This window comes from Candidatus Binatia bacterium, from assembly GCA_036504975.1.
GTDB lineage: Bacteria > Desulfobacterota > Binatia > UBA9968 > UBA9968 > JAJPJQ01.
Genome location: DASXUF010000141.1, coordinates 14522 through 35514 on the forward strand (window position 1 = coordinate 14522; position 20993 = coordinate 35514).

Consider the following 20993-nt stretch of genomic DNA (forward strand, 5'->3'; position numbering starts at 1 on the left):
GCCCGCCTCGTCTAGCCGCCGCACTCGCCCGGAGAAAGAGACAATGCCGGATGAGTCTCGTCCGCGAATTTGTAAATGAATTCGAAAGCGATCTTGTTCTTCACCGCCTCCCGGTATAGTTGCTCCGCGCACACGAACTTGGTGATCTGTTGCCGCAAGGCATTCTCGAGAGCCTCGCGATCCCGAGGAGATCCGCGAACCGTATAGGTGTAGATTACGCGCTGCGGACCCGCTTCGATCGATTCCCATCTTATGGACGGATTGATATCCATCGGCAATGCCGCCTTCTCCCGCTCGGCCGCAACGATTTTCTCCGCGGTGAGAGGCGCGATGAATTCCCGGGCATAGGCGAACAGCAGGATTGCGATCAAGACCAAACCCGCGGCCAGACCGTACTTGAATAACTTCTCTCTTGTTTCCGCCGTCATCGCTGGCGACCTCCGGCCGCCGTATCCGAAGATTCTGCTCTCGGCGCGGCCCTTAAGGGCAGGCCGCGCCGGAGGCAAGAATCGTTTCGTAGATGTCCAAAACGCCCGCGTCTTCCAAATGGAGAAAATGCCCGACCCCTTTGACGACGACCATCTCGCAATCGGGAATTTGCGAGGCGAGCAATTTAACGTCGTCGAGGTCGATGATCGCGTCCTTCTCGCCGTTTAAAAGCACCGTCTTCGCCCGGATGCTTTTCAAATCGACCACCTCGCTCAAGCTCTTTGATGAGATAACGAACAAGCCATGCTCGTAGAACGCGCGCACGCGCTCTTCCGTCATCGTGCGAAATTGGCTCGCGATTTTCTGCTTGATCGACGAAGGGAGGTCTTCACCAAAGCTTTGGATCAGGACCTCGGCCACTTTTTCGGGATTTTTCATGTCCACGGTGGCGCCCTGTTCGATGGTGTCGACCAGCTTTCTGCTCGGTTTGGTTCCGAGGCTCGCCAGCACCATTCTTTTTATCCTGAGCGGATGGGCCGCGGCGAAAGCCGCCGCGACGACGCCGCCCCAAGAAGCGGCGCAGAGCGTGGCTTCGGCGCAGGTGGCCGTTTCATCGAGCACGGCGTCGAGTATCCCGATCTGCTCGTTCAGCGATATCTCTTCCGCGCCGGAAAGAATTTTCGCCCTTCCCTGATTGGGAAAATCGAAAAGCACGATTCGATAACGGTGGGAGAACCGCGCGATGAACGTTTGCCACATGGCCATGGACTGCTGCACACCGTTAACGCAAACGACATGCGGCGCGTCGTTTTCAAATATCCTGTAGGGAATGAGGAACCTGTCCGTCTCCAGGACGGCTTTTACTTGTGCGGTCGTTTTGGGCATGTCATCACTGGCTACACCCTCGTCGTTGGATTTGCCTCCGTCTCGCGGCGTATGTAATTAATAATGTCCTCGGAAATTGCGCGCAAATCAAGCCGAAGAGCCGTCTGTCGCTTGGAATCAGAAAGGACTAGAAGTTAATACGACTTCCGCCACACGCTGGCGAGCCACGGCTGCTGTTCGCGCGGCAGGCCGGGCGGGCGATAATAGTGAGTCAGCTCGACAAAGCCGGCATTCGTCACAAAGCGCCGCCAAGTTTCGAGATCGTGATACGCGCCATATCTTTGGCCCTGCCATCTTTCTTCATTCTCACCATGAGGATTCGAGCTGAACAATACGCCGCCCGACTTCAGCGTCGCATGCAAATCGCGCAGAACGCGCGGCAATTCCTGACTCGGCACATGGAACAGCGCGGCGTTCGCGAAGACGCCGTCGAAACGATTCGCCGGCAGATCGAGCTTCAGAAAATCCTGCTCCCACACCTCGCAGCCAGAGCACGCGCGCGCCATCTCCGCCAACCGCGCCGAGCCTTCCAGACCGACGGCGACGTGTCCGAGTGTTGAGAAAGTCTTCAAATCCCGCCCCGGCCCACAGCCGAAGTCGAGAATCGTGAACGGCGGATCGCCCTCGATGTACTTCAGCAACGCATCAATATTCTGGCTGACATCATGGTCCTTCGTGCCCTGCCAAAAGTCTTCTGCGTGCTGATCGTAGTATTCCAGCGTCGTGTTGGCGATTTTTTCAAGGTCCCGTCGATGCAGTTTCTTCGAGGCTGATCGTTGGTGCACGGCTAAATTGAGAACTAGCGATTCTTCTCGGCCGACGCGCGGAGCGCGTCGACCACGGCCGCGAGCGTGGGAGGCGGCTCGGTGCGATCTTTGAACGGCGCGAGTCGCTCATTGATCTCGGCGGCCGCAAGGTGAAAGCCCGACGGCAGTCCGGCGGCCTCGAAGGTTGCCGCGATCTCCCTCATCTCCCACATACCGCCACGCCTTGGGCACGGCCACCGCGGCGGCCCGGATGCTCCGCTGATCGGCGTCGGGCTGGGAGAGCGCCCATTCTTCGACAAGAGCTTCGTCCACGTCCTCGATCGCGGCGAGCGCGCGGACCGCGATGACAAGCGCATCGCTGCACTTGCTCCAGGCGGCGTAAGCCATCTTTAGAGCGGAAGCGGCGCCGGGCTTCTCGCCGATCGTCCTCGCGTCGAGCATGCTCGTGGAAAAGAGCCGCGCCACTTCCGCGGCGCGGGTTCCCGAGAGATAGAGACGAGTCGTCCCCGCCCGCTTGACCGGCGATCCGATGATGCCGCCATCCACGAAGCTCGCTCCCGCTTTCGCCACTGTCGCGCCAATTTGCTCGGCCGTGGCTCGGGAAACCGCGTTGGCGTCAACATAAATGCCGCTGAACTTGTGCGCCGCCACGCTGCGGGCAAGCTCCAGGGCCGCGTGCGGCGGGCACACGGAAAGAATCACGTCGCTCGTCCGGACCGCGTTGGTAAGATGCTGCACGTCGATCAGTCCGGCCCGGCGAGCGCGGTCCCGGGTTGACTCGCTGCGTTCGTGCGATGCCCAGACGACGCGGACGCCGCTCGTGGCGGCGGCCGCGCCGACGGTGACGCCCATATTGCCCGGATGCAGCAGCGCTACAGTCTTTAGGTTCATAATCGATTCCTCCTGAACGGCCGCAGCGAAAGTCGAGAATCGCATACGGTAAAGCCGGTGAGAACTTAAGTCTCTGGAGGTGGTCACAGATTGTGACCACCTCGATTCTTTCCTCCGGAGTAAACCGGAACATAAAATCTCCGGGAAACCGATCTTTGTTCCGCTTCACCGCTTGATTCAAGGCCTTGGTGGAAACTCGGATAGCTTTGCCCAATCTGCATTCAGCATCAGCTTTTGTCCTCGAATCAACAGAATCGACCGCTCAATACGCGCAGTCGGTACAATGGATGTTTGATCGTCCATAGGCACGCACCTTCTTCTTATTGACCTGGATTGAACGACCAAGCTTTTAATCTGCCTTTGTTTTGGTGTCTCGTAATTGTGATACGAGCTTCGTTATTGCCCCCTTCAAGGCTTCAACGGCCAATTCGCTCGAACCCGGCAGGCCCTTTTGTTCGCGCCTGAACTGCGACTCAACACTGCCCTGCCAGAGCGCTTCGCCGGATTTCAGATCTAGAAGTTTCACCTCTGTCAAAGCCACATGGCCCTCCACTTCCTTGGTCACGCTCGACTCGATCCCCGCCATGATCATCACTCCAAACGGCCCACCCATAATACCGGCATTCATCATCCGCTCTTGTCCAGCTAAATCTCGATAGACGATGCCGTAAAAATGACTGATGTTTCCCACTAGAACCGCGTCCGCCTTTTGCCCGAGCTCGCGCAGGCGGGCCTCGTTCACTTCAGATGAGACGTATGAAGCCGGTTGGACATCAAGGAAGAGCCCGACCTCACGGATGTGCTTCACCACCGCTTCGTTAAGTTCTCCATGAAAATCCTTGAAGAACTTGTCCCGAGTCGCGACGAAGCCTTTTCCTTTTCCTTCGCCGATTTTCTCCTCTTCCGGACGCAGATCGTCGAGCTTGGCGACTATCACCCGCAGCGGTATCCGCTGAACGTTCTTTTCCCGAGCAATCCCTTCCCAAGAATACATCGAGACAATGGTGGGCGGGCCTCCACCGCAGCCGGAGTTGAGGAGAACTGCCGCCAAGATCCCAAATGCAATCTTCACCTTTATTCACCTCCTCGGAAAGCGAAGGCAATATGGCCCATTTGGCTCGGGACTGTCAAGCATGAAAAGCATATTTCGTTTTCACACCGATAAATGAGCCGCGCTCTTTTACCCGGCTTTGAAAACCGCCGGATGTTGAGATAGTTGTAAGAGTATCCCTCAACATTTAAGGAGATCTCGATGGCACAGAAGTCCCTGGATAGTTACAATACGGCGGCGGAGTTGAAGGTCGGCAACCGCTCGTACAAGATTTTCCGTTTGGATAGGCTGGAGAAGGCGGGATTCAAGACGGCTTCGCAGCTTCCGGTGTCGCTAAAAGTGCTTTTGGAGAATCTTTTGCGGCATGAGGATAACCGATTGGTGACGAAGGCGGACGTGGAGACGCTGGCGGGCTGGAATCCGAAAGCGAAGAAAGAAAAAGAGATCGCCTTCATGCCCGCGCGCGTGCTGACCCAGGACCTGACCGGCGTGCCGTCGGTGGTCGATCTCGCGGCGATGCGCGAAGCGATGAAGCGGATGGGCGGCGACCCTAAGAAGATCAACCCGCTCGCGCCGGTCGATCTCGTCATCGACCACTCGGTCCAGGTGGACAGCTTCGGCTCGCCGGACGCGTTTCATTTGAACTCGAAGATCGAATACGAGCGCAACGTCGAGCGCTACGCCTTCCTCCGCTGGGGCGCGAAGGCCTTCAGCAATTTTCGCGTCGTTCCGCCCGACACCGGCATCTGCCATCAGGTCAATCTCGAATACTTGGGCCAGGTGGTTTTTCGCGGCAAAGAAAACGGCGTGACGCTCGCTTATCCCGACACCGTCGTCGGCATGGACTCGCACACGCCGATGATCAACGGTCTCGGCGTCGTCGGCTGGGGCGTCGGCGGCATCGAGGCGGAAGCCGCGGTGCTCGGCCAGCCGCTGATCATGCTGATTCCCGACGTGATCGGCTTCAAGCTTCACGGCAAGCTCCGCGAAGGCGCGACGGCGACCGACCTCGTCCTCACGGTCACGGAAATGCTCAGGAAAAAAGGCGTGGTGGAAAAGTTCGTCGAGTTTTACGGCGCCGGGCTGTCCAGCCTCACTATCGCCGACCGCGCGACCATCGGCAACATGGCGCCGGAGTACGGCGCGACGATCGGCTTTTTCCCGGTCGATAGCGAAACTCTCAAGTATCTGGAGCTCACCGGCAGAGATCCTGAGTTGATCAAGCTGGTGGAAGCCTACAATAAAGAGCAGGGAATGTTCCGCACCGACGCGTCGCCCGATCCGGTTTTCACCGATACGTTGGAGTTGGATCTCGCCAGCGTCGAGCCGAGTCTTGCCGGCCCGCGGCGGCCGCAGGACCGCGTGCCGCTGACAAAGTCCAAGAGCGCGTTCAAAGAGGCGTTGCCTCAGTTGCTGAAAAGCGGCGACGCGGGAAAAACCGTCTCCGTGAAGCTGAACGGCGGCAGCGCCACTCTCGGACACGGCACGGTCGTGATCTCTGCGATCACGAGCTGCACCAACACGTCGAACCCCTCCGTGTTGATGGCCGCCGGCCTGCTCGCGAAGAAAGCCAACGAGAAGGGTCTCAAGACCAAGCCGTGGGTCAAAACCAGCCTGGCGCCCGGCTCTAAAGTAGTGACGGATTATCTGAAAGAGAGCGGACTCTTGCCGCAGCTCGAAAAGCTCGGCTTCTACCTCGTCGGCTACGGCTGCACGACCTGCATCGGCAACAGCGGCCCGCTGTCCGAGCCCATCGCCGCCGGGATTCAGGAAGGCGATCTCGTCGCCGTCGCGGTGCTCTCCGGCAACCGCAACTTCGAGGGCAGAATCCATCCGCAAGTGCGCGCCAACTATCTCGCCTCTCCGCCACTCGTCGTAGCTTATGCATTGGCCGGCCGCATGGACATGGACCTTTACAGCGAGCCGCTGGGGACCGATACCAAAGGGGCGCCGGTTTATTTAAAGGACATCTGGCCGACGCCGGAAGAGATCCGCGAAGAGATCGGCAAGTCGGTCAGGTCCGACATGTTCAAAAAAGAATACGGCGAAGTTTTTGAAGGCGACGAGCGCTGGAAAAAAATGCCGACGCCCGAGGGCGAGCTGTTCGCGTGGGACCCGAATTCGACCTATGTGCGCGAGGCGCCGTATTTCGCAGGGATGCCGAAGACGCCTAGCGCGCCGAGAGACATCGCTGGCGCGCGCGTCCTTGCCGTGCTCGGCGACTCGGTCACCACCGATCACATCTCCCCCGCGGGCTCGATCGAAAAGAACGGGCCGGCGGCCACGTATCTCATCGAGCACGGCGTCCAACCGAAAGACTTCAACCAGTACGGCGCGCGGCGCGGCAATCACGAAGTCATGATGCGCGGCACTTTTGCCAACGTACGCTTGAAGAACCAGCTCGCGCCCGGCACCGAAGGCGGCTGGACCGTCCACCTGCCGGACAAAAAGCAGATGTCGATCTACGACGCGGCGATGCAGTATCAAAGAGAAGGCGTGCCGCTGGTCGTCATCGCGGGCAAGGAATACGGCACCGGCTCGTCGCGCGACTGGGCGGCGAAAGGGCCGCGGCTCCTCGGCGTCAAGGCGTCCATCGCAGAAAGTTTCGAACGGATCTACCGCAGCAATCTGATCGGCATGGGTATCGTGCCGCTGCAGTTCAAGCCGGGAGAGAACGCGAAGTCGCTCGGCCTCACCGGCTTCGAGACTTACGACGTGGCGGGAATTTCCGCCGGGCTGAAATTAAGGCAGGAGCTGACGGTAAAAGCGAAGAGCGACGACGGCAAGGTCAAAGAGTTCAAAGTCATCTGCCGCATCGACACGCCCGCCGAGCGCGACTACTACCGCCACGGCGGGATTCTGGAGTACGTATTAAGGCAATTGCTGACGGAGAGATAGCGCTTAGTGCTGGTTTGAGCGCTGAGCGCTGAGTACGAGAGGAAGAACATTTTCTTGACTCAGCACTCAGAACTATTTATTGTTTGTGCGCTATCTCCCACACGGGGCGTAGATCCTCGGAGTACTGGTAGCGTATTCCGAAGTCCTTCAGGATATCCTCCGTCGCCGCGACGACCGTGCGGCGGTCGAAAACCATATTCTCTTGCATTCGGTTGGCCATCTTCGCGAACTTGAAAGCCACCTGCGCGCTCTTGCCGTCGCGCAGGATCTCCACCAGGTGCTTCAGGTTCTTAACCGGAACGCCGTCCACTTCTTGAAGGACAAAGCCGTTGGCATCGTCGTAACCCTTGGTGATCGGGTGCGGGAACATCGGCGAGCAAACGATCACGATCTCCTCTCCCGCAAAGACAGGCTTGTCGTAACGCCGGATCATCAGCGGATTCCCCTGGCGCGCGTGGTAAAGCTCCCACTGGTTGCCGAGCTTTTCGATGTACTCCTGAGAGGCGGCGCAAAACACCAGCGGCCCGTAAATAAAATAACGCGGGCTCTTGTTTGCCAGATACGGCATGACCAGGTCGCGTTTACGCAGCACGGGCACGCGGATACGCCGCGGTTGGCCGTTGCGCTGCACCGTAAGATCGAGCGCGCCGTCTTTCGCGTGCCTCTGCACGAGGTAGAGCGCCGAGAGACGGAGATCGTAGCGCACCGAGACTTTTCCGTCGCTGTCGATCGGCTGGCCGCCAACGGCCGTAATCACGTCCCATTCCTTCAGCGGGTAGCCGGCGTCGTTGCCGTAAGGTTGGGTGAGCATCAGTCCCCCCGTTCCCTTGGGCAAACCGAGCCGCGATCGCAGCGCGCTGTTTTCCACCGTCTGAAAAAAATCGTGCAATTGCGGCTTGCCATCGTAAGCCCCGTCGGCCAGATCGTCGAGAAACAGGCGAACCTCCTCGATCGGTATCACGTAGCCGATGTTCTGCGCGTTGGGAATGTTGCTGAAGACCACGCCGACGAGCTTGCCGCGCGAGACCACGGGCCCGCCGCTGTTGCCCGGATTCAGCGCCGCGTCCACTTGAATCCTGAGCCCCATGGTGAACTGGTAGTAATTGGTGAACTCGATGCGCGAGACGATGCCCTCGGTCACCGACAGCTCGGTGCCGCCGGTGGGAAATCCGTAGACGCTGACGGCGTCCTTGACCCTGGGGAGATCGTCGGCAAAGGGCAGAAACGCCCGCTTGTCGAAAAACGATTCGTCTTCGACGGTGAGAACGGCGAGGTCTACGGGTTCCGCTATGGTGACGACGCGCGCCGCCAGTTTCTCCGCCGATTGGTTCGGCTGGATGTAAATCTGGCTCGCGTTCTGGACGACGTGGGCGTTGGTGAGGATGCGTTTCCCCTGGATCACGATCCCCGATCCGCTCACGTTCGCGGGATTTTGCTTCGTCCAGGGCCGGGTGAGGTCGGGGTCGCGGCGCGTCGTGTGGATTTTTACCACCAGATCTCTCACGTCGTCCTGGCCGTGGGCGTAGGACGCCGTCAACGCCAAAAAGATTAAAGCGAGACCGAGCAAAATCCTTTGACCATGGTGAAACTTTTTCATGGCTTCCTTTTCAGCTCCGCCTCCGACGGACGCAGATAGAGCGGCACGAGCGGCCCCACGGGATCGCACTCCCGCCGGAGAATTTTTTCCTCGGCAAGAAAGGCCACGGCAGAAGCGACGGACGGATAGTTTTCGCCCAGCGTCAGCCGTCCCTTCTCTCCCAAACTCTCCTTGACTACCTCCGCGTACGTGCGGGCCGCGTCGCCGATAAATACACACGGCTCGCCGTCCGTAAGCCGGCGGACCGACTCGACCACTTTTTCCGGCGCCGCGGCGATATCCTCGCTCACGCGCTCCAGCCTCCCGCCGCTCCTGCAAAACAGCGCGGCATAGACCTCTTTCTTGCGCGCGTCGAGAAAAGGACAGATGAAACCGTCGCCGTCGTTCACGCGCGCGGCGACGGCCGCAAGCGTGGGAATGCCGACGACCGGCGCTTCGGATCCGTACGCCAATCCCTTGACCGTGCTGAGCCCGATGCGGAGTCCCGTGAACGAGCCCGGACCGATCGCCACCGCAAATGCGGAAACGTCCGTCAGCCGAAGTCCTGCCGTGTCCAGGAGCTTGTCGATCAACGGAAGAAGAGTCTCCGCGTGATTGCCGCGATGAGGCGCCGCGCCGTTGCCCGATGCTCGGAAGTCGGCGCCGGTTTCTTCTACGACGAGCCTCGCGTCTTCGACGATGGCGGCGCTCGCCGCCGCCGTCGCCGTGTCGATGCCGAGAATGATCATAGAAAGGCGAGAGGCGATAGGCGGAAGGCGTGAGTTTTCGGATTAAGAATTTCAGGAGTCTTTGGACTCTCGCCTGTTGCCTCACGCCTCACGCCTGATTATCCTTCGAAGAATCTGGCGATGTCGTTGTAGAACGCGTAGGCCATGACCATGAGCAATATCAGGATGCCGACCTGTTGCGCCCGCTCGCGCTGCTTGAGCCCGATCGGACGGCCGAGGATCCCTTCCAAAAGAAAGAACAGCAGGTGGCCGCCGTCGAGCACGGGGATGGGCAACAGGTTCAAGACGCCGAGGTTGATGCTCAGCACCGCTACAAAGAAGAAAAAGTTCGCCAGTCCTTCGCGCGCCTGCTGTCCGGCCATCTGCGCGATGAGCAGTGGCCCGCCGAGATTTTTGGGCGAGAGATCCCCCGCGATCATTTTGTAGAGCGCGACGAGCGTCACGACCGAGTACTCTCCCGTCTTGTAAAAAGCCTGTCCTACGGCCAACACCGGATTGCCGCGCTCGATCACGGGCTCGCTGGCGATGCCGATGATCCAGGTCTCCTGGGTCTCGCCGAAAACGTTTTTCGTGTCTCGCTTCGCCGGTTCGACCGTGGTCTCGATCTCGCGGTTCTCCCGCACGACTCGAACGGCCAGCGGCCTCCCCCGGCTTTCCTTGATGCGCCGCGAAAGATCCTCCCACTTTTCGATCGGCTGGCCGTCGACTGCGACGATGCGGTCTCCTTTTTCGATCCCCGCCGTGGCCGCCGGCGAATCGGGCTCGACGGCCGCGACCTTCGAAGTGGAGACCGGCACGCCGTAAGTAAGAAAGGTCCAGAGAAAAATGACGACTGCGAGCAAGAGATTAAAGACCGGCCCCGCCGCCACGATGGCGATGCGCTTGCCGAGCGGCTGGTGGGAAAAGGACTTGTGCACGTCCACCGAGCTCACTTGCTCCTCCGGATCTTCTCCCACCATCTTCACGTAACCGCCGAAAGGAAAGGCGCTGACCGCGTACTCGGTCTCGCCTATCTTCTTCTTGAAGAGCTTCGGGCCGAAGCCGATCGAAAAGGTAAGCACGCCGACGCCGCTCTTTTTGGCGACGAGGAAATGGCCCAGCTCATGGATCACGATAAGGATGCCGAGCCCGATCAAGGCCGAGACTACCGCATAGACAACGTTCAGCATTCTATACTCTCCTGTTCAGACCTACGTAATGCTCCGGGATGGGAAAGGCCCGCTGACTTCACCATACCGGGTGGCGGGCTTGCGATCAACCAGCCGCGCCGCCCGTTCGCGCGCCCAGCGATCGACCTCGAGAATCTCGCGGACGTCGTCGGGATGGACGGTCGAGTGCGCCGCCATCGTCTTGGCGATGATCCGATGGATCTCGCGGAAGCCGATGCGCTTTCCCAGAAAAGCCGCGACGGCCACTTCATTGGCGGCGTTGAGCACGGCGGGCATCGTGCCGCCCGCGGCGAGCGCCTCGTAAGCCAGTTGGAGCGCCGGGAATCTTTTTTTCTCGACCGGGAGAAACGTCAGCGCGCCGAGCTCGGTCAGGTCCAGCGCCCGCCAGCTCGCCTTCAGGCGCAGCGGATAGGAAAGCGCGTAGGCGATCGGGATGCGCATGTCGGGAATCCCCAGTTGCGCGATGATCGAGCCGTCCTGATAGCGGACCATGGAGTGGACGACGCTCTCTGGATGGATGACCACGTCCACGCGCGGCGGCTGCATGTCGAAGAGCCAACGCGCCTCGACGACTTCCAGCCCTTTATTCATCATGGTCGCCGAATCGACGGTGATCTTGGGCCCCATCTTCCAGTTTGGATGCTTGAGCGCCTGCTCCACCGTCACGCGGTCGAGACTTTTCAGCGAGGAGCGGAGAAAAGGCCCGCCGGACGCGGTCAGGATGATCTGGTCCACATCCTCCCGGCGGTTTCCCTGGAGACATTGAAAAATCGCGTTGTGCTCGCTGTCCACGGGAAGAAGCCGGACGCCGCGCTGCTTCGCTTCGCGGACGAAGATCTCGCCCGCCATCACGAGCGCTTCCTTGTTCGCCAGCGCCACCTCTTTTCCCGCCCGCACCGCCGCCAGGGTCGGCACCAGGCCCGCGCCGCCGACGATCGCGGCGACCACGACGTCCGCTCTATCCGCGGCGGCCAGCGCGGCCGCGCCGCTCTCGCCCCAGAGGATTTCGGTCTTCGAGCGCCCGATCATCCTCCTCAGCTCGTCGACTCCTTCCTCCTCGCGGACGCTGACCGACTCGGGCGAGAATTCCTTGATTTGCGCGGCGAGGAGCTTGAGATTGCGCCCGGCCACGAGCGCGCGGACGCTAAATTTTTCCGGAAAACTCCGCACCAGATCGAGCGTGCTCACGCCGACCGAGCCGGTCGAGCCCAAGATGACGATCGACTTCATGGATGAAAAACCCTCACGTAGTAGGCGGCGAACACCAGAGGGAATATAAGACTATCCATGCGGTCGAGCAACCCTCCGTGCCCGGGAATAAGCGCGCTCGAGTCTTTGACGCCGAAGACGCGCTTGATCCACGACTCGAACAGGTCGCCGATCTGCCCCAAGAAGCTCAAGACAATAGAAATTCCCAACAGCTCCGGCCACGGCTGCAACGGCAGGAGGAAGGGGCCGGTAAACACGCCGACGATGAGGCTCGCGGCGGTCGAGCCGATCGCGCCTTCGACGGTCTTTCCCGGGCTCACCTCCGGATAGAGTTTTCTTCTTCCCATTGTAGTGCCGACAAGGTAAGCCGCCGTGTCCCCGGCCATGACCGCGAGCAGGACGAAAAAAATCCATTGCGGCCCGTCCGGCAGCCGGTAAAGAAGCGCCGCGTGCGGAACCAAGTAGCCGATATAAACGGTTCCGAGGATCGTCCAGCAGAGGCGGTTGAATCTCTCCTCCAGCCTGCCGCCGAAAAATAGATGACTGCAGAAAAGCAGTACGGTCACACCCGCGAGCCCGGCGGAAGGCCACCCGGAGAGAACGCCGACGCCGACCAAGAAGCCCGCGAGAATTCCGCCGGCCTGTTCGCGCGGCCGGGCGGGAAACGCGATCCGGTAATATTCCCAAAGACAGACGAGAGTAACGAGAAAAACGAGCGCCGAGAAAATCCGCAAGCCGCCCCGGCCGACGAGCCACACGAGCGCCGGAATACCGAGCAAGGCGGTGACGATTCTAGGAACGAGCTTCGATCTCACGATTGCGGCCCGGCGATTTGTTCGTCCGTGCGGCCGAACCTCCGGCGCCGCCGTTGAAATTCAGTCAGCGCCTGGAGGTATTCGGCCTCGCGAAAGTCCGGCCACAGCGTGGGCGTGATGTAAAGCTCGGTGTAGGCGATCTGCCAGAGAAAAAAATTGCTGATGCGCATCTCGCCGCTGGTGCGGATCAGGAGATCGGGATCGGGGATTTTCTTCGTCGCCATCTCGCGCGCGACCATCTCGGCGTCGATGTCGCGCACGTCGCACTTGCCTTTTTTCACGGCCTCCGCGATGCGCCGGACCATGCCGACGATATCGTCGCGGCCGCTGTAGCTCAGCGCCAACAGGACCGTCATCCCCTGATTCGCGCGCGTGATGCGCTCGACGTGCTTCAGTGTAGCGCGCACGCTCGGCGGCAGCCGGCTTCGCTCGCCGATGGCGAGGAGCCGGATGCCGTGGCGCATCATCTTCGGCTGCTCCGCCGTCAGATAATGCTCGAGCATGCCCATCAGCGCGTCCACCTCGTCCTCGGGACGAAACCAATTTTCGGTCGAGAAGGCGTACAGCGAGATATACGGGATGCCGAGCTTGCGGCTCATCTCCACCACCGCGCGGACCGAGGCGGTTCCGCGGCGGTGGCCTTCGGTGCGGCCCTTGCCTCTCAGCTTGGCCCAGCGCCCGTTGCCGTCCATGATGACGGCGACGTGGCGGGGCAGCCGACTCTTGTCTAAACCGTCTAAACTTATTTTCGTTGGATGCGTCACGCGGGCTCGTGATCGTGACTCTCGTCGCGATCGTGGCGAGCTTGACCTTCGACTTGCCCAGAACCCTGAGTTTCATCGAAGGGTCGACCACGATCACGACGCAAGGGCGGCGGGGTTGTGGGAAGTCTTAGACCTCCATGATCTCTTCTTCTTTGGTCTTCAGAACTTTGTCCACTTTTTCAATGAATTCCTTGCTGATCTTCTCGACCCGCTCCTGGCCGTGCTTGAGATCGTCCGCGGTGATCTCCTTCTTTTTTTCCGTTTCTTTCAGTTTCTCGATGGCCAGCCGCCGGTGATTGCGCACCGAGACGCGAAATTCCTCGGCGATTTTTTTGACGTGCTTGACGAGATCGTGGCGCCGCTCCTCGGTCAGCGCGGGGATGGGAATGCGGATCACCTTGCCGTCGTTGCTCGGCGTCAGGCCCAGATCGGATTTCATGATCGCTTTTTCGATATTCGCCATGGCCGAGGGGTCGTACGGCTGAATCACCAGCAGGCGCGGCTCCGGGGCGCTCAAGGTCGCCAACTGATTGAGCGGCGTCGGCGCACCGTAGTAGTCGACGGTGATGCCTTCGAGCAGAGCGGTGGAGGCCCGGCCCGTGCGCACCTTGGAGAGCTCCTTGCGGAACGCGACGACGCACTTCTCCATCTCTTTCTGCAGCTCGGAAAAAAAAGACTCGTTCATGACTTCTCCGCGCAGACGAGCGTGCCGATCTCCTCGCCGCAAACCACGCGCTTGATGTTGCCCTTCTCCATGAGATTGAAGACGACGATGGGAAGATGGTTGTCCATGCAGAGCGAGATGGCCGTGGAATCCATGACCTTCAGCTCTTTGTTGAGCACCTCGATGTAGGAGAGCCGGCCGTACATCTTGGCGCCCTCGTGCTTCTTGGGATCGGCGTCGTAGACGCCGGGGACTTTCGTGGCCTTGAGGATCACCTCCGCGCCGATCTCCATCGCGCGGAGACTCGCCGTCGTGTCGGTGGTGAAATAAGGATTGCCGGTGCCGCCGGCGAAGATCACCACGCGCCCTTTTTCCAGATGGCGCGTCGCGCGGCGGCGGATGTAGGGCTCGGCCACCTGGCGCATCTCGATCGCCGACATGACGCGGGTCGAGACGCCGAGCTTTTCCAGCGCGTCTTGCAGCGCCAGGCTGTTGATCACGGTCGCCAGCATCCCCATGTAGTCGGCCGTGGCGCGCTCCATGCCGCCTTCGCTCAACTGCGCGCCGCGAAAGATGTTGCCGCCGCCGATGACCAGCGCCATCTCGCAGCCGAGCGCCTTGACCTCCTTGATTTCTTCCGCGAACGACCGGACGGTATTACTGTCGATGCCGTATTTTTCCTCGCCGCCGAAAATTTCGCCGGTGACCTTCAGGATCACCCGCTTGTACTTGAGCACGTTGTCTTTTCGCGCCGGCTTGGCCATGAGCTACGCGACGCTTTCGCCCACCTGATAGCGCATGAAGCGCCTCACCTGGATGTTCTCTCCCATGCGCGCCACCGCGTCTTGCAGCAGGTCGCCGACCTTGCGGTCGGGGTCCTTGATGAACGCCTGCTCCAAAAGGCAGACCTCGGAATAAAAGCGGTCCATCTTTCCTTCGACGATCTTCTCCACGATCTTTTCCGGCTTGCCGGAGTCGAGCGCCTGGCGCCGATGGATCTCGCGCTCGCGCTCCAATTCCTCCGCCGAAACCTCCTCGCGCTTGACGTAACGCGGGCTCGCCGCCGCCACCTGCATGGCGATATCCTTGAGCAGCGCCTGAAACTCCGGCGTGCGGGCGACGAAATCGGTCTCGCAGTTGAGCTCGACCATCACGCCGATCTTTCCTCCCGCATGGATGTAGGCCCCGACCAACCCTTCGGATGCCACACGGCTCATTTTTTTGGCCGCCGACGCGAGACCCTTGCGGCGCAGATAATCGACCGCCTTTTCCAGGTCGCCGGCGCAGTCGGCCAGCGCCTTTTTGCAGTCCATCATGCCGGCACCGGTCTTCTCGCGCAGCTCTTTAACCGTATTCGCGCTCACCTCCATGAAATCATGCTCCCCCGGCCGCGGTGTTTTCCTGGACTTCGCCGTCGCCGGCAGCCGCGGCTTCAGGCGCCGGCTGGTCGCCCGCCGGCCGCGTGAGCGCCTGCTCGTGGAGCCCCTTGCCTTCGAGAACCGCGTCGGCGATCGCGGCGCAAAAGAGCCGGATGGCCCGGATCGCGTCGTCGTTGCCCGGAACTTTATAATCGACCATGTCGGGATCGCAGTTGGTATCGACCACCGCCACGACGGGAATTCCGAGCTTCCGCGCCTCGCGCACGGCGATCTCCTCCTGCTTGGGATCGATGACGAAGATGGCGTCGGGAAGTTTTTTCATCCCCTTGATGCCGCCGAGCGACTGCTCGAGCTTCTCTCTCTCCCGCCTGAGGCCGAGCCATTCTTTCTTGGTGAAGGCGTCGGCCATCTTGGGATCGTTTTCCATCTCTTCGAGCTTGCGCAGCCGCTCGATGCTCTGGCGAATGGTCGAGAAGTTGGTGAGCGTGCCGCCGAGCCAGCGGTTGTGGACGTGGAACATGCCGCACCGCTCCGCCTCTTCTTTGATCGAGTCCTGGGCTTGTTTTTTCGTGCCGACGAAAAGAATGTGGCCGCCGGATGTCGCGACGTCGCGCACGAACGCCGCCACGCCTTTGAACATCGTGACCGTCTGCTGCAAGTCGATAATGTGGATGCCGTTGCGCGCGCCGAAAATGTACGTCTTCATCTTGGGGTTCCACCGGCTCGTCTGGTGGCCAAAGTGGACTCCCGCCTCTAAAAGCTGCTTCATGGAAATTTCGGTCATAGCACCATCCTTTGGTTGTCTCCTCCCCTCTCGTCATCTCCGCGCCCGACCGTAAGGCACCCGGGCGTAGATCGGAAAGGGTGTGAAATGTTGGGAAAAATCTTTGTTGCCAATTCCCGGACGGCCCGCAGGACCGTTCGGACGCAAGTCTACCGTAAGACTGCGTAACTCTCGGTTTTTAACAGGAATCCCGGGACTGTGCAAGCAGCCGGAGGGTTACGTGTTCATCGAATCGAGGAACTCTTTATTGTTCTTGGTGCCGCGAATTTTGTCCAGGAGAAATTCCATGGACTCGACCGCGTTCAACTGCGAAAGCACTTTGCGGAGAATCCAGATCCGGTTGAGATCTTCTTTCGGGATCAAAAGCTCCTCTTTCCGCGTGCCCGACTTGTTGATGTCGATCGCCGGGAAGACCCGCTTGTCCATCAGGCGCCGGTCGAGGTGGATTTCCATGTTGCCGGTTCCCTTGAACTCTTCGAAGATGACCTCGTCCATGCGGCTGCCGGTGTCGATCAGCGCCGTCGCGATGATCGTGAGACTGCCGCCGTCTTCGATGTTGCGCGCGGCGCCGAAAAATTTCTTCGGCTTGTGGAGCGCGTTGGAATCGACGCCGCCGGAGAGAATCTTGCCGCTCGGCGGCACCACGGTGTTGTAGGCGCGCGCCAGCCGCGTGATGCTGTCGAGCAGGATGACGACGTCCTTGCCGTGCTCCACCAGCCGCTTGGCCTTCTCGATCACCATCTCGGCGACTTGAACGTGGCGCGTCGCCGGCTCGTCGAACGTGGAGCTCACGACCTCGCCGTCGACCGAGCGCTGCATGTCGGTGACTTCCTCGGGCCTTTCGTCGATCAGCAGGACGATGAGGACGATCTCCTTGTTGTTTTGCGAGATGGCTTTGGCGATGTGCTGCAGCATCATCGTCTTTCCGGTGCGCGGTGCGGCGACGATCAGCCCCCTTTGTCCTTTGCCGATCGGCGTCATCAGATCGACGATGCGCGTCGTATAGTCGTCGTGAGCGTATTCGAGCTTCAGCCGCTCGTTGGGATAGAGCGGGGTCAGGTTATCGAAGAGGATTTTGTCTCTGGCTTTTTCGGGGTCCTCATAGTTGATCGCTTCGACTTTGAGCAAGGCGAAATAGCGCTCGCCCTCTTTCGGCGGCCGGATCTGGCCGGAGATGACGTCGCCGGTGCGGAGGTTGAAGCGGCGAATCTGGCTGGGAGAGACGTAGATATCGTCGGGGCCGGGCAGATAATTGTAGTCCGGCGCTCTCAAGAAGCCGAAGCCGTCGGGCAGCGTCTCCAACACGCCTTCGCCGTAGATGAAGCCGTTCTGCTCGGTCTGCGCCTGTAAGATGGCGAAGATCAGCTCCTGCTTCCGCATGTTGGCGGCGCCTTCGATGTTGAAGTTCTTGCCGATCAACGCTAGATCGCCGATTTTCTTTTCTTTTAGAGCCTTCAGATTGAGCTTGCCGTCTTCAACGGCCTCGGGCTCGGATCGCTCGGCTCGGGGACTCCCACGGACCATAGATATGCCTCTCCTTTCACTCCATCGTGAATGACTCGCCGCTGCTGATTGCGATTGCTGAGCTCAAATTCTGGGATCTAATTTCAAGCTGAACGAATCGCCACGGCCTGCTTCAAAGCGCCACGGCTCAGACCGGCATGCTATGCCACCCTTCGGTTTCGACAACGCGCAGTCATCGGACGAAACCGGAGTGTGGCACAAACGTGAATATTTCGTTCGGGATCCAAGTCAAGCTTTGGGTCGGGATTCGATTACCTTAAATGGGGGATTGATTCAAAGAGTAACGTCAAGCCGGATCATCAAGTCTGTACTCATAATAAAAAAACCTTGGCTGCTTGTCAACCCCTCGCGTCAAACCTTTTATTTTATGTTCCCGCCATCGACGCCTCTTTAAGCCGGCGTACAAGACCGCCCATGTCCGCCGGCAGCGGCGCGCAAAAGCTCATCAACGCGCCATTCCTAGGATGAGAGAACTCAAGCCGCTCAGCGTGCAGCGCCTGGCGTGGAAAATCGCGCAGCGCCGGATCATTTTCAATTTTTCCAGGCCGCGGGCCGTAAACTAGGTCGCCCACCACCGGATGGCCTTCATCCGCGAGATGGACGCGCAGCTGATGGGTTCGCCCGCTGCGGGGCTTCAAACGCAGCAGCGTCACGGCGGAGAAGCGGCCCCCGGACGATCGCACCGGGAAAAACTCTTCTACGCGCCATTCCGTCAGCGCTGCTCTCGCGCGGGAGCCCGCGCGAACGCTCGACATGCGCTTGCGATCGCTCCGATGCCGGCCGATGGAGCGATCGATCGCGCCCTTGGCTTTGGCCATACGGCCCCATACCAGGGCGAGATATTCCTTGCCGACGCGCCGGTCCTTGAACTGCGCCGCCAAGTCTCGAAAAGCTTTGCCATTTTTAGCCACGACCATGACGCCTGAGGTGTCCTTATCCAGACGATGGACGATTCCCGGACGGCGCTCCCCGCCGATGCCCGGCAGGTTCGGACAGTGATGGAGGAGGGCGTTGACCAACGTTCCGCTTTTCCACCCCGCGGCGGGGTGAACCACCATGCCCGGCGCCTTGTTGAGCACGATGCAATCCGCGTCCTCATAAAGAATCTCAAGCGGCAGCGGCTCAGGCGCAGGCGCGGCGTCTTTCGGCGGAAGCGGCTGAACCTCGATCCGATCGCCGAGCTTGAGACGAGAGCCCGGCTTCGCCTTGCGCCCATTCAGCGTGACCCCTCCGTCGGCGATCATCTTTTGAATCGCCGAGCGGCTCCATCCGTCCGCGGAAAAAGCGCGCGCCAGGAAAAGATCGAGACGCATCCCCGCATGCGCCGCGTCGATAACGGTCTCGCGCCTCGACATGTCTTGATCTCGCATTGCGGAATGGGGTCATGATCCGGACGGAACGGCGCCCTTTAGATCAATGCCGCGCAATATTTCCTGAGCGCTCGACACGTCCCGCTTGATCTGCTCGACCAAAAGCTCCACGGAGGAAAACTTTTTCTCTTCCCGGATTCTGGCGACGAAAAAAAGCTTGACCGCTTGATCGTAGAGATCGCCGTCGAAGTCGAAGATGTAGCTTTCGACCGTGCGCGGCCCCGCGCCAAAAGTCGGATTGAGTCCCACGCTGGTCACCGAAGGCCATCGTTGCTCGCCGATTTGCACGATCGAAGCGTAAATTCCGTCCAGCGGCAGCACTTCGGTGCGCGGAACGACGTTGGCCGTCGGATAGCCGATCTGACGGCCGCGGCCGTGGCCCCGCGCCACGCGCCCGGAAACAAAATGATAGCGGCCGAGATACCTGCTCGCTTCGCGCACTTCGCCGCTATCGATCAATGTCCGGACGCGGCTGCTGCTGACGCGATGGCCGCCAAGCTGAATCGGCTCGATGACGCCGACTTCGAAGCCCATATCCTTCCCCCAATGCGCCAGATCTTCCACCCGCCCTTTTCGCCCCTTGCCGAACCTGAGATCTCTCCCGACCCACATCTTGCGGACTCCGATCCGCCGCACCAGATACTCCCGGACAAACTCGTCGGCCTCGACGCCGGCGAAAGCCGCGTCGAAAGTCTGGACGATCACGACGTCCACGCCGAAAGATTGGAGCAAGGTCATCTTGTCCTTGTGCGTCAGGATCAACCGCGGCGCCTTCTCGGGCGCGAGAACCTTCAGCGGATGGGGCTCGAAGGTCAGAACCACGGAGCGCCCGCCCACTTCTTTGGCGTCTTTTACCGCGCGGCCGAGCAGCGCCTGATGGCCCAAATGAATTCCGTCGAAATTCCCCATCAACAGAATCGGGTGGGGAATCGCAAGAGCACGGCTCTCGAGGTGACGGAGAATCTCCATGGGTCGGGCCAAGCCGATCAACGATCAACGTTGTGCGCGCATCGGCTCCGCAATTTTAAACGACCGAGCAGCGAAATGAAATTGGATTCGTGGGGTAAAAAAGGCGACAGACTACGAGCCTAAAGTCTTCAGCCTCTGCTTCGCTCTCCCCGCCTCTTCAGACTGGGGAAAGCGATCGACCAGCTCCTGTAGGATCAAACGGGCGTCCACCTTGTCGCCCAGCTCGGCGAAGGCGAATCCTTGCTTGAGCAGCGCCGCCGGCACCTTATCGCCCTTGGGGTATCTCCGCCTGACCGCGTCGAACTCCAGGATCGCTTGGTCGTACTCCTTCAGGCCATAATAGCACTCGCCGAGCCAATACTGCGCGTTGTCCGCGAGGGCGCTGTTGGGATGCTTCTTGAGAAATTCTCTCAACCGGGGAATCGCGGCTCGATACTCTTTGCGCTCCACGAGCCTCCACGCATCGTCGTAATCTTTTTTGGCGGCTTCGGACTCGGGGGCGGCTTTATCGCGCGGGTCGGTCACGGCGCCGGGCGGCGCGCTCTCCGCCGTCCTCCCCTGCATGCCTTCCCGGAGCGATCGTATCTCTTCATCGCGCTGCTTCAGAAGAGCGGCCTGCGCTTTGAGCTCTTCGCCGACCTTGCCGACCTTCGCCTCCAGATCCTTGATTCTCTGGTCCCCCTCCTTCGTCGATCGGCCGATCTGCCGGTCGAGCTGGTAGCGAACCTCTTCCATCTTTTCTTTGAGCGCGTTGATCTCCCGGCGCATCTGGTCGACGTTCGCGGAAGTATCGGCAAGACTTGCGCGAATAGAATCCAAATCGCCGCGGCTGGTCGTCGTCTGACTTCGGAGAGTCCGTTGTTCACGCTCGATGATGTCCACTTGTTGCGGCGTGACGCAGGCGGGCAGCGCCGCGGCCGCCAGCGCAAAAACAACAATGTAAGGACGGTTCATTGAAAACACGGAGCTATATGAAAATAGACGGGCGATCGACAACGCTGCGCTGTTTCAAGTTCAAGGCTCAAGTTGACTTGAAACTCGATCCTTTCGATAAACTCAGGACTTCGAGTCGTGAGCCTCAGTCGAGCGATCGACCCTGA

Annotated in this window: 20 protein-coding genes and 1 pseudogene; 1 reads left to right on the plus strand and 20 read right to left on the minus strand. The window is 60.1% G+C overall.

Annotated features, from left to right (window positions below; all coding sequences use genetic code 11):
• Positions 1–11 precede the first annotated feature (11 nt).
• The 6 genes and pseudogenes from VGL70_17950 to VGL70_17975 all read right to left on the minus strand — a co-directional run bounded on the left by VGL70_17950 (position 12) and on the right by VGL70_17975 (position 4044).
• Positions 12–428 (minus strand): hypothetical protein, encoded by a 417-nt coding sequence (locus VGL70_17950; protein HEY3305409.1) that lies wholly within the window; start codon positions 426–428, stop codon positions 12–14.
• A gap of 52 nt (positions 429–480) precedes the next feature.
• Entirely contained in the window at positions 481–1314 is an 834-nt protein-coding gene (locus VGL70_17955) for an alpha/beta hydrolase (protein HEY3305410.1), read from the minus strand.
• 134 nt (positions 1315–1448) lie between these two features.
• The gene (locus tag VGL70_17960; GenBank protein HEY3305411.1) at positions 1449–2099 is read right to left on the minus strand and encodes a class I SAM-dependent methyltransferase; all 651 of its coding nucleotides are present in this window, start codon (positions 2097–2099) and stop codon (positions 1449–1451) included.
• Between the two features lie 108 nt (positions 2100–2207).
• On the minus strand, positions 2208–2972 hold the full coding sequence (locus VGL70_17965) for an NAD(P)-binding domain-containing protein (protein HEY3305412.1): 765 nt from the start codon (positions 2970–2972) through the stop codon (positions 2208–2210).
• A 100-nt stretch (positions 2973–3072) separates the two neighbouring features.
• Positions 3073–3141, minus strand: a pseudogene (locus tag VGL70_17970) (hypothetical protein).
• A gap of 180 nt (positions 3142–3321) precedes the next feature.
• A complete protein-coding gene (locus VGL70_17975; GenBank protein ID HEY3305413.1) occupies positions 3322–4044 on the minus strand; it encodes a hypothetical protein in 723 nt (240 codons plus the stop codon).
• Between the two features lie 180 nt (positions 4045–4224).
• Between VGL70_17975 and acnA the strand changes: the two genes are divergently transcribed.
• Positions 4225–6921, plus strand: a complete 2697-nt coding sequence (gene acnA, locus VGL70_17980) for an aconitate hydratase AcnA (GenBank protein ID HEY3305414.1) — start codon at positions 4225–4227, stop codon at positions 6919–6921.
• 76 nt (positions 6922–6997) lie between these two features.
• Here the strand turns inward: acnA and VGL70_17985 are convergent, their stop codons facing one another.
• From VGL70_17985 to ybgF, 14 genes are all read right to left on the minus strand, one after another.
• Positions 6998–8518 (minus strand): trypsin-like peptidase domain-containing protein, encoded by a 1521-nt coding sequence (locus VGL70_17985; protein HEY3305415.1) that lies wholly within the window; start codon positions 8516–8518, stop codon positions 6998–7000.
• Positions 8515–9246 carry a tRNA (adenosine(37)-N6)-threonylcarbamoyltransferase complex dimerization subunit type 1 TsaB gene (tsaB, locus tag VGL70_17990; protein ID HEY3305416.1) on the minus strand — a complete coding sequence of 244 codons (732 nt, stop codon included), beginning with the start codon at positions 9244–9246 and terminating at the stop codon, positions 8515–8517. The genes VGL70_17985 and tsaB overlap by 4 nt, the downstream gene beginning before the upstream one ends.
• Before the next feature lie 98 nt (positions 9247–9344).
• Positions 9345–10415 (minus strand): RIP metalloprotease RseP, encoded by a 1071-nt coding sequence (gene rseP, locus VGL70_17995; GenBank protein ID HEY3305417.1) that lies wholly within the window; start codon positions 10413–10415, stop codon positions 9345–9347.
• A gap of 21 nt (positions 10416–10436) precedes the next feature.
• On the minus strand, positions 10437–11645 hold the full coding sequence (locus tag VGL70_18000; protein ID HEY3305418.1) for a 1-deoxy-D-xylulose-5-phosphate reductoisomerase: 1209 nt from the start codon (positions 11643–11645) through the stop codon (positions 10437–10439).
• Positions 11642–12439 (minus strand): phosphatidate cytidylyltransferase, encoded by a 798-nt coding sequence (locus tag VGL70_18005; protein HEY3305419.1) that lies wholly within the window; start codon positions 12437–12439, stop codon positions 11642–11644. The genes VGL70_18000 and VGL70_18005 overlap by 4 nt, the downstream gene beginning before the upstream one ends.
• The gene (locus VGL70_18010; protein ID HEY3305420.1) at positions 12436–13203 is read right to left on the minus strand and encodes an isoprenyl transferase; all 768 of its coding nucleotides are present in this window, start codon (positions 13201–13203) and stop codon (positions 12436–12438) included. The genes VGL70_18005 and VGL70_18010 overlap by 4 nt, the downstream gene beginning before the upstream one ends.
• A gap of 127 nt (positions 13204–13330) precedes the next feature.
• Complete coding sequence (gene frr, locus VGL70_18015; GenBank protein ID HEY3305421.1) at positions 13331–13888, minus strand: ribosome recycling factor; 558 nt, start codon at positions 13886–13888, stop codon at positions 13331–13333.
• On the minus strand, positions 13885–14631 hold the full coding sequence (pyrH, locus tag VGL70_18020; GenBank protein HEY3305422.1) for a UMP kinase: 747 nt from the start codon (positions 14629–14631) through the stop codon (positions 13885–13887). The genes frr and pyrH overlap by 4 nt, the downstream gene beginning before the upstream one ends.
• Positions 14632–14634: 3 nt before the next feature.
• Complete coding sequence (gene tsf, locus VGL70_18025) at positions 14635–15237, minus strand: translation elongation factor Ts (GenBank protein HEY3305423.1); 603 nt, start codon at positions 15235–15237, stop codon at positions 14635–14637.
• A gap of 4 nt (positions 15238–15241) precedes the next feature.
• Positions 15242–16030 (minus strand): 30S ribosomal protein S2, encoded by a 789-nt coding sequence (rpsB, locus tag VGL70_18030; protein HEY3305424.1) that lies wholly within the window; start codon positions 16028–16030, stop codon positions 15242–15244.
• 216 nt (positions 16031–16246) lie between these two features.
• Positions 16247–17554, minus strand: a complete 1308-nt coding sequence (gene rho / locus VGL70_18035; protein ID HEY3305425.1) for a transcription termination factor Rho — start codon at positions 17552–17554, stop codon at positions 16247–16249.
• A gap of 365 nt (positions 17555–17919) precedes the next feature.
• Positions 17920–18909, minus strand: a complete 990-nt coding sequence (locus tag VGL70_18040; GenBank protein ID HEY3305426.1) for an RluA family pseudouridine synthase — start codon at positions 18907–18909, stop codon at positions 17920–17922.
• A 27-nt stretch (positions 18910–18936) separates the two neighbouring features.
• Positions 18937–19893 carry a bifunctional riboflavin kinase/FAD synthetase gene (locus VGL70_18045; protein HEY3305427.1) on the minus strand — a complete coding sequence of 319 codons (957 nt, stop codon included), beginning with the start codon at positions 19891–19893 and terminating at the stop codon, positions 18937–18939.
• Between the two features lie 111 nt (positions 19894–20004).
• The gene (gene ybgF / locus VGL70_18050; protein HEY3305428.1) at positions 20005–20847 is read right to left on the minus strand and encodes a tol-pal system protein YbgF; all 843 of its coding nucleotides are present in this window, start codon (positions 20845–20847) and stop codon (positions 20005–20007) included.
• Positions 20848–20993: the final 146 nt, after the last annotated feature.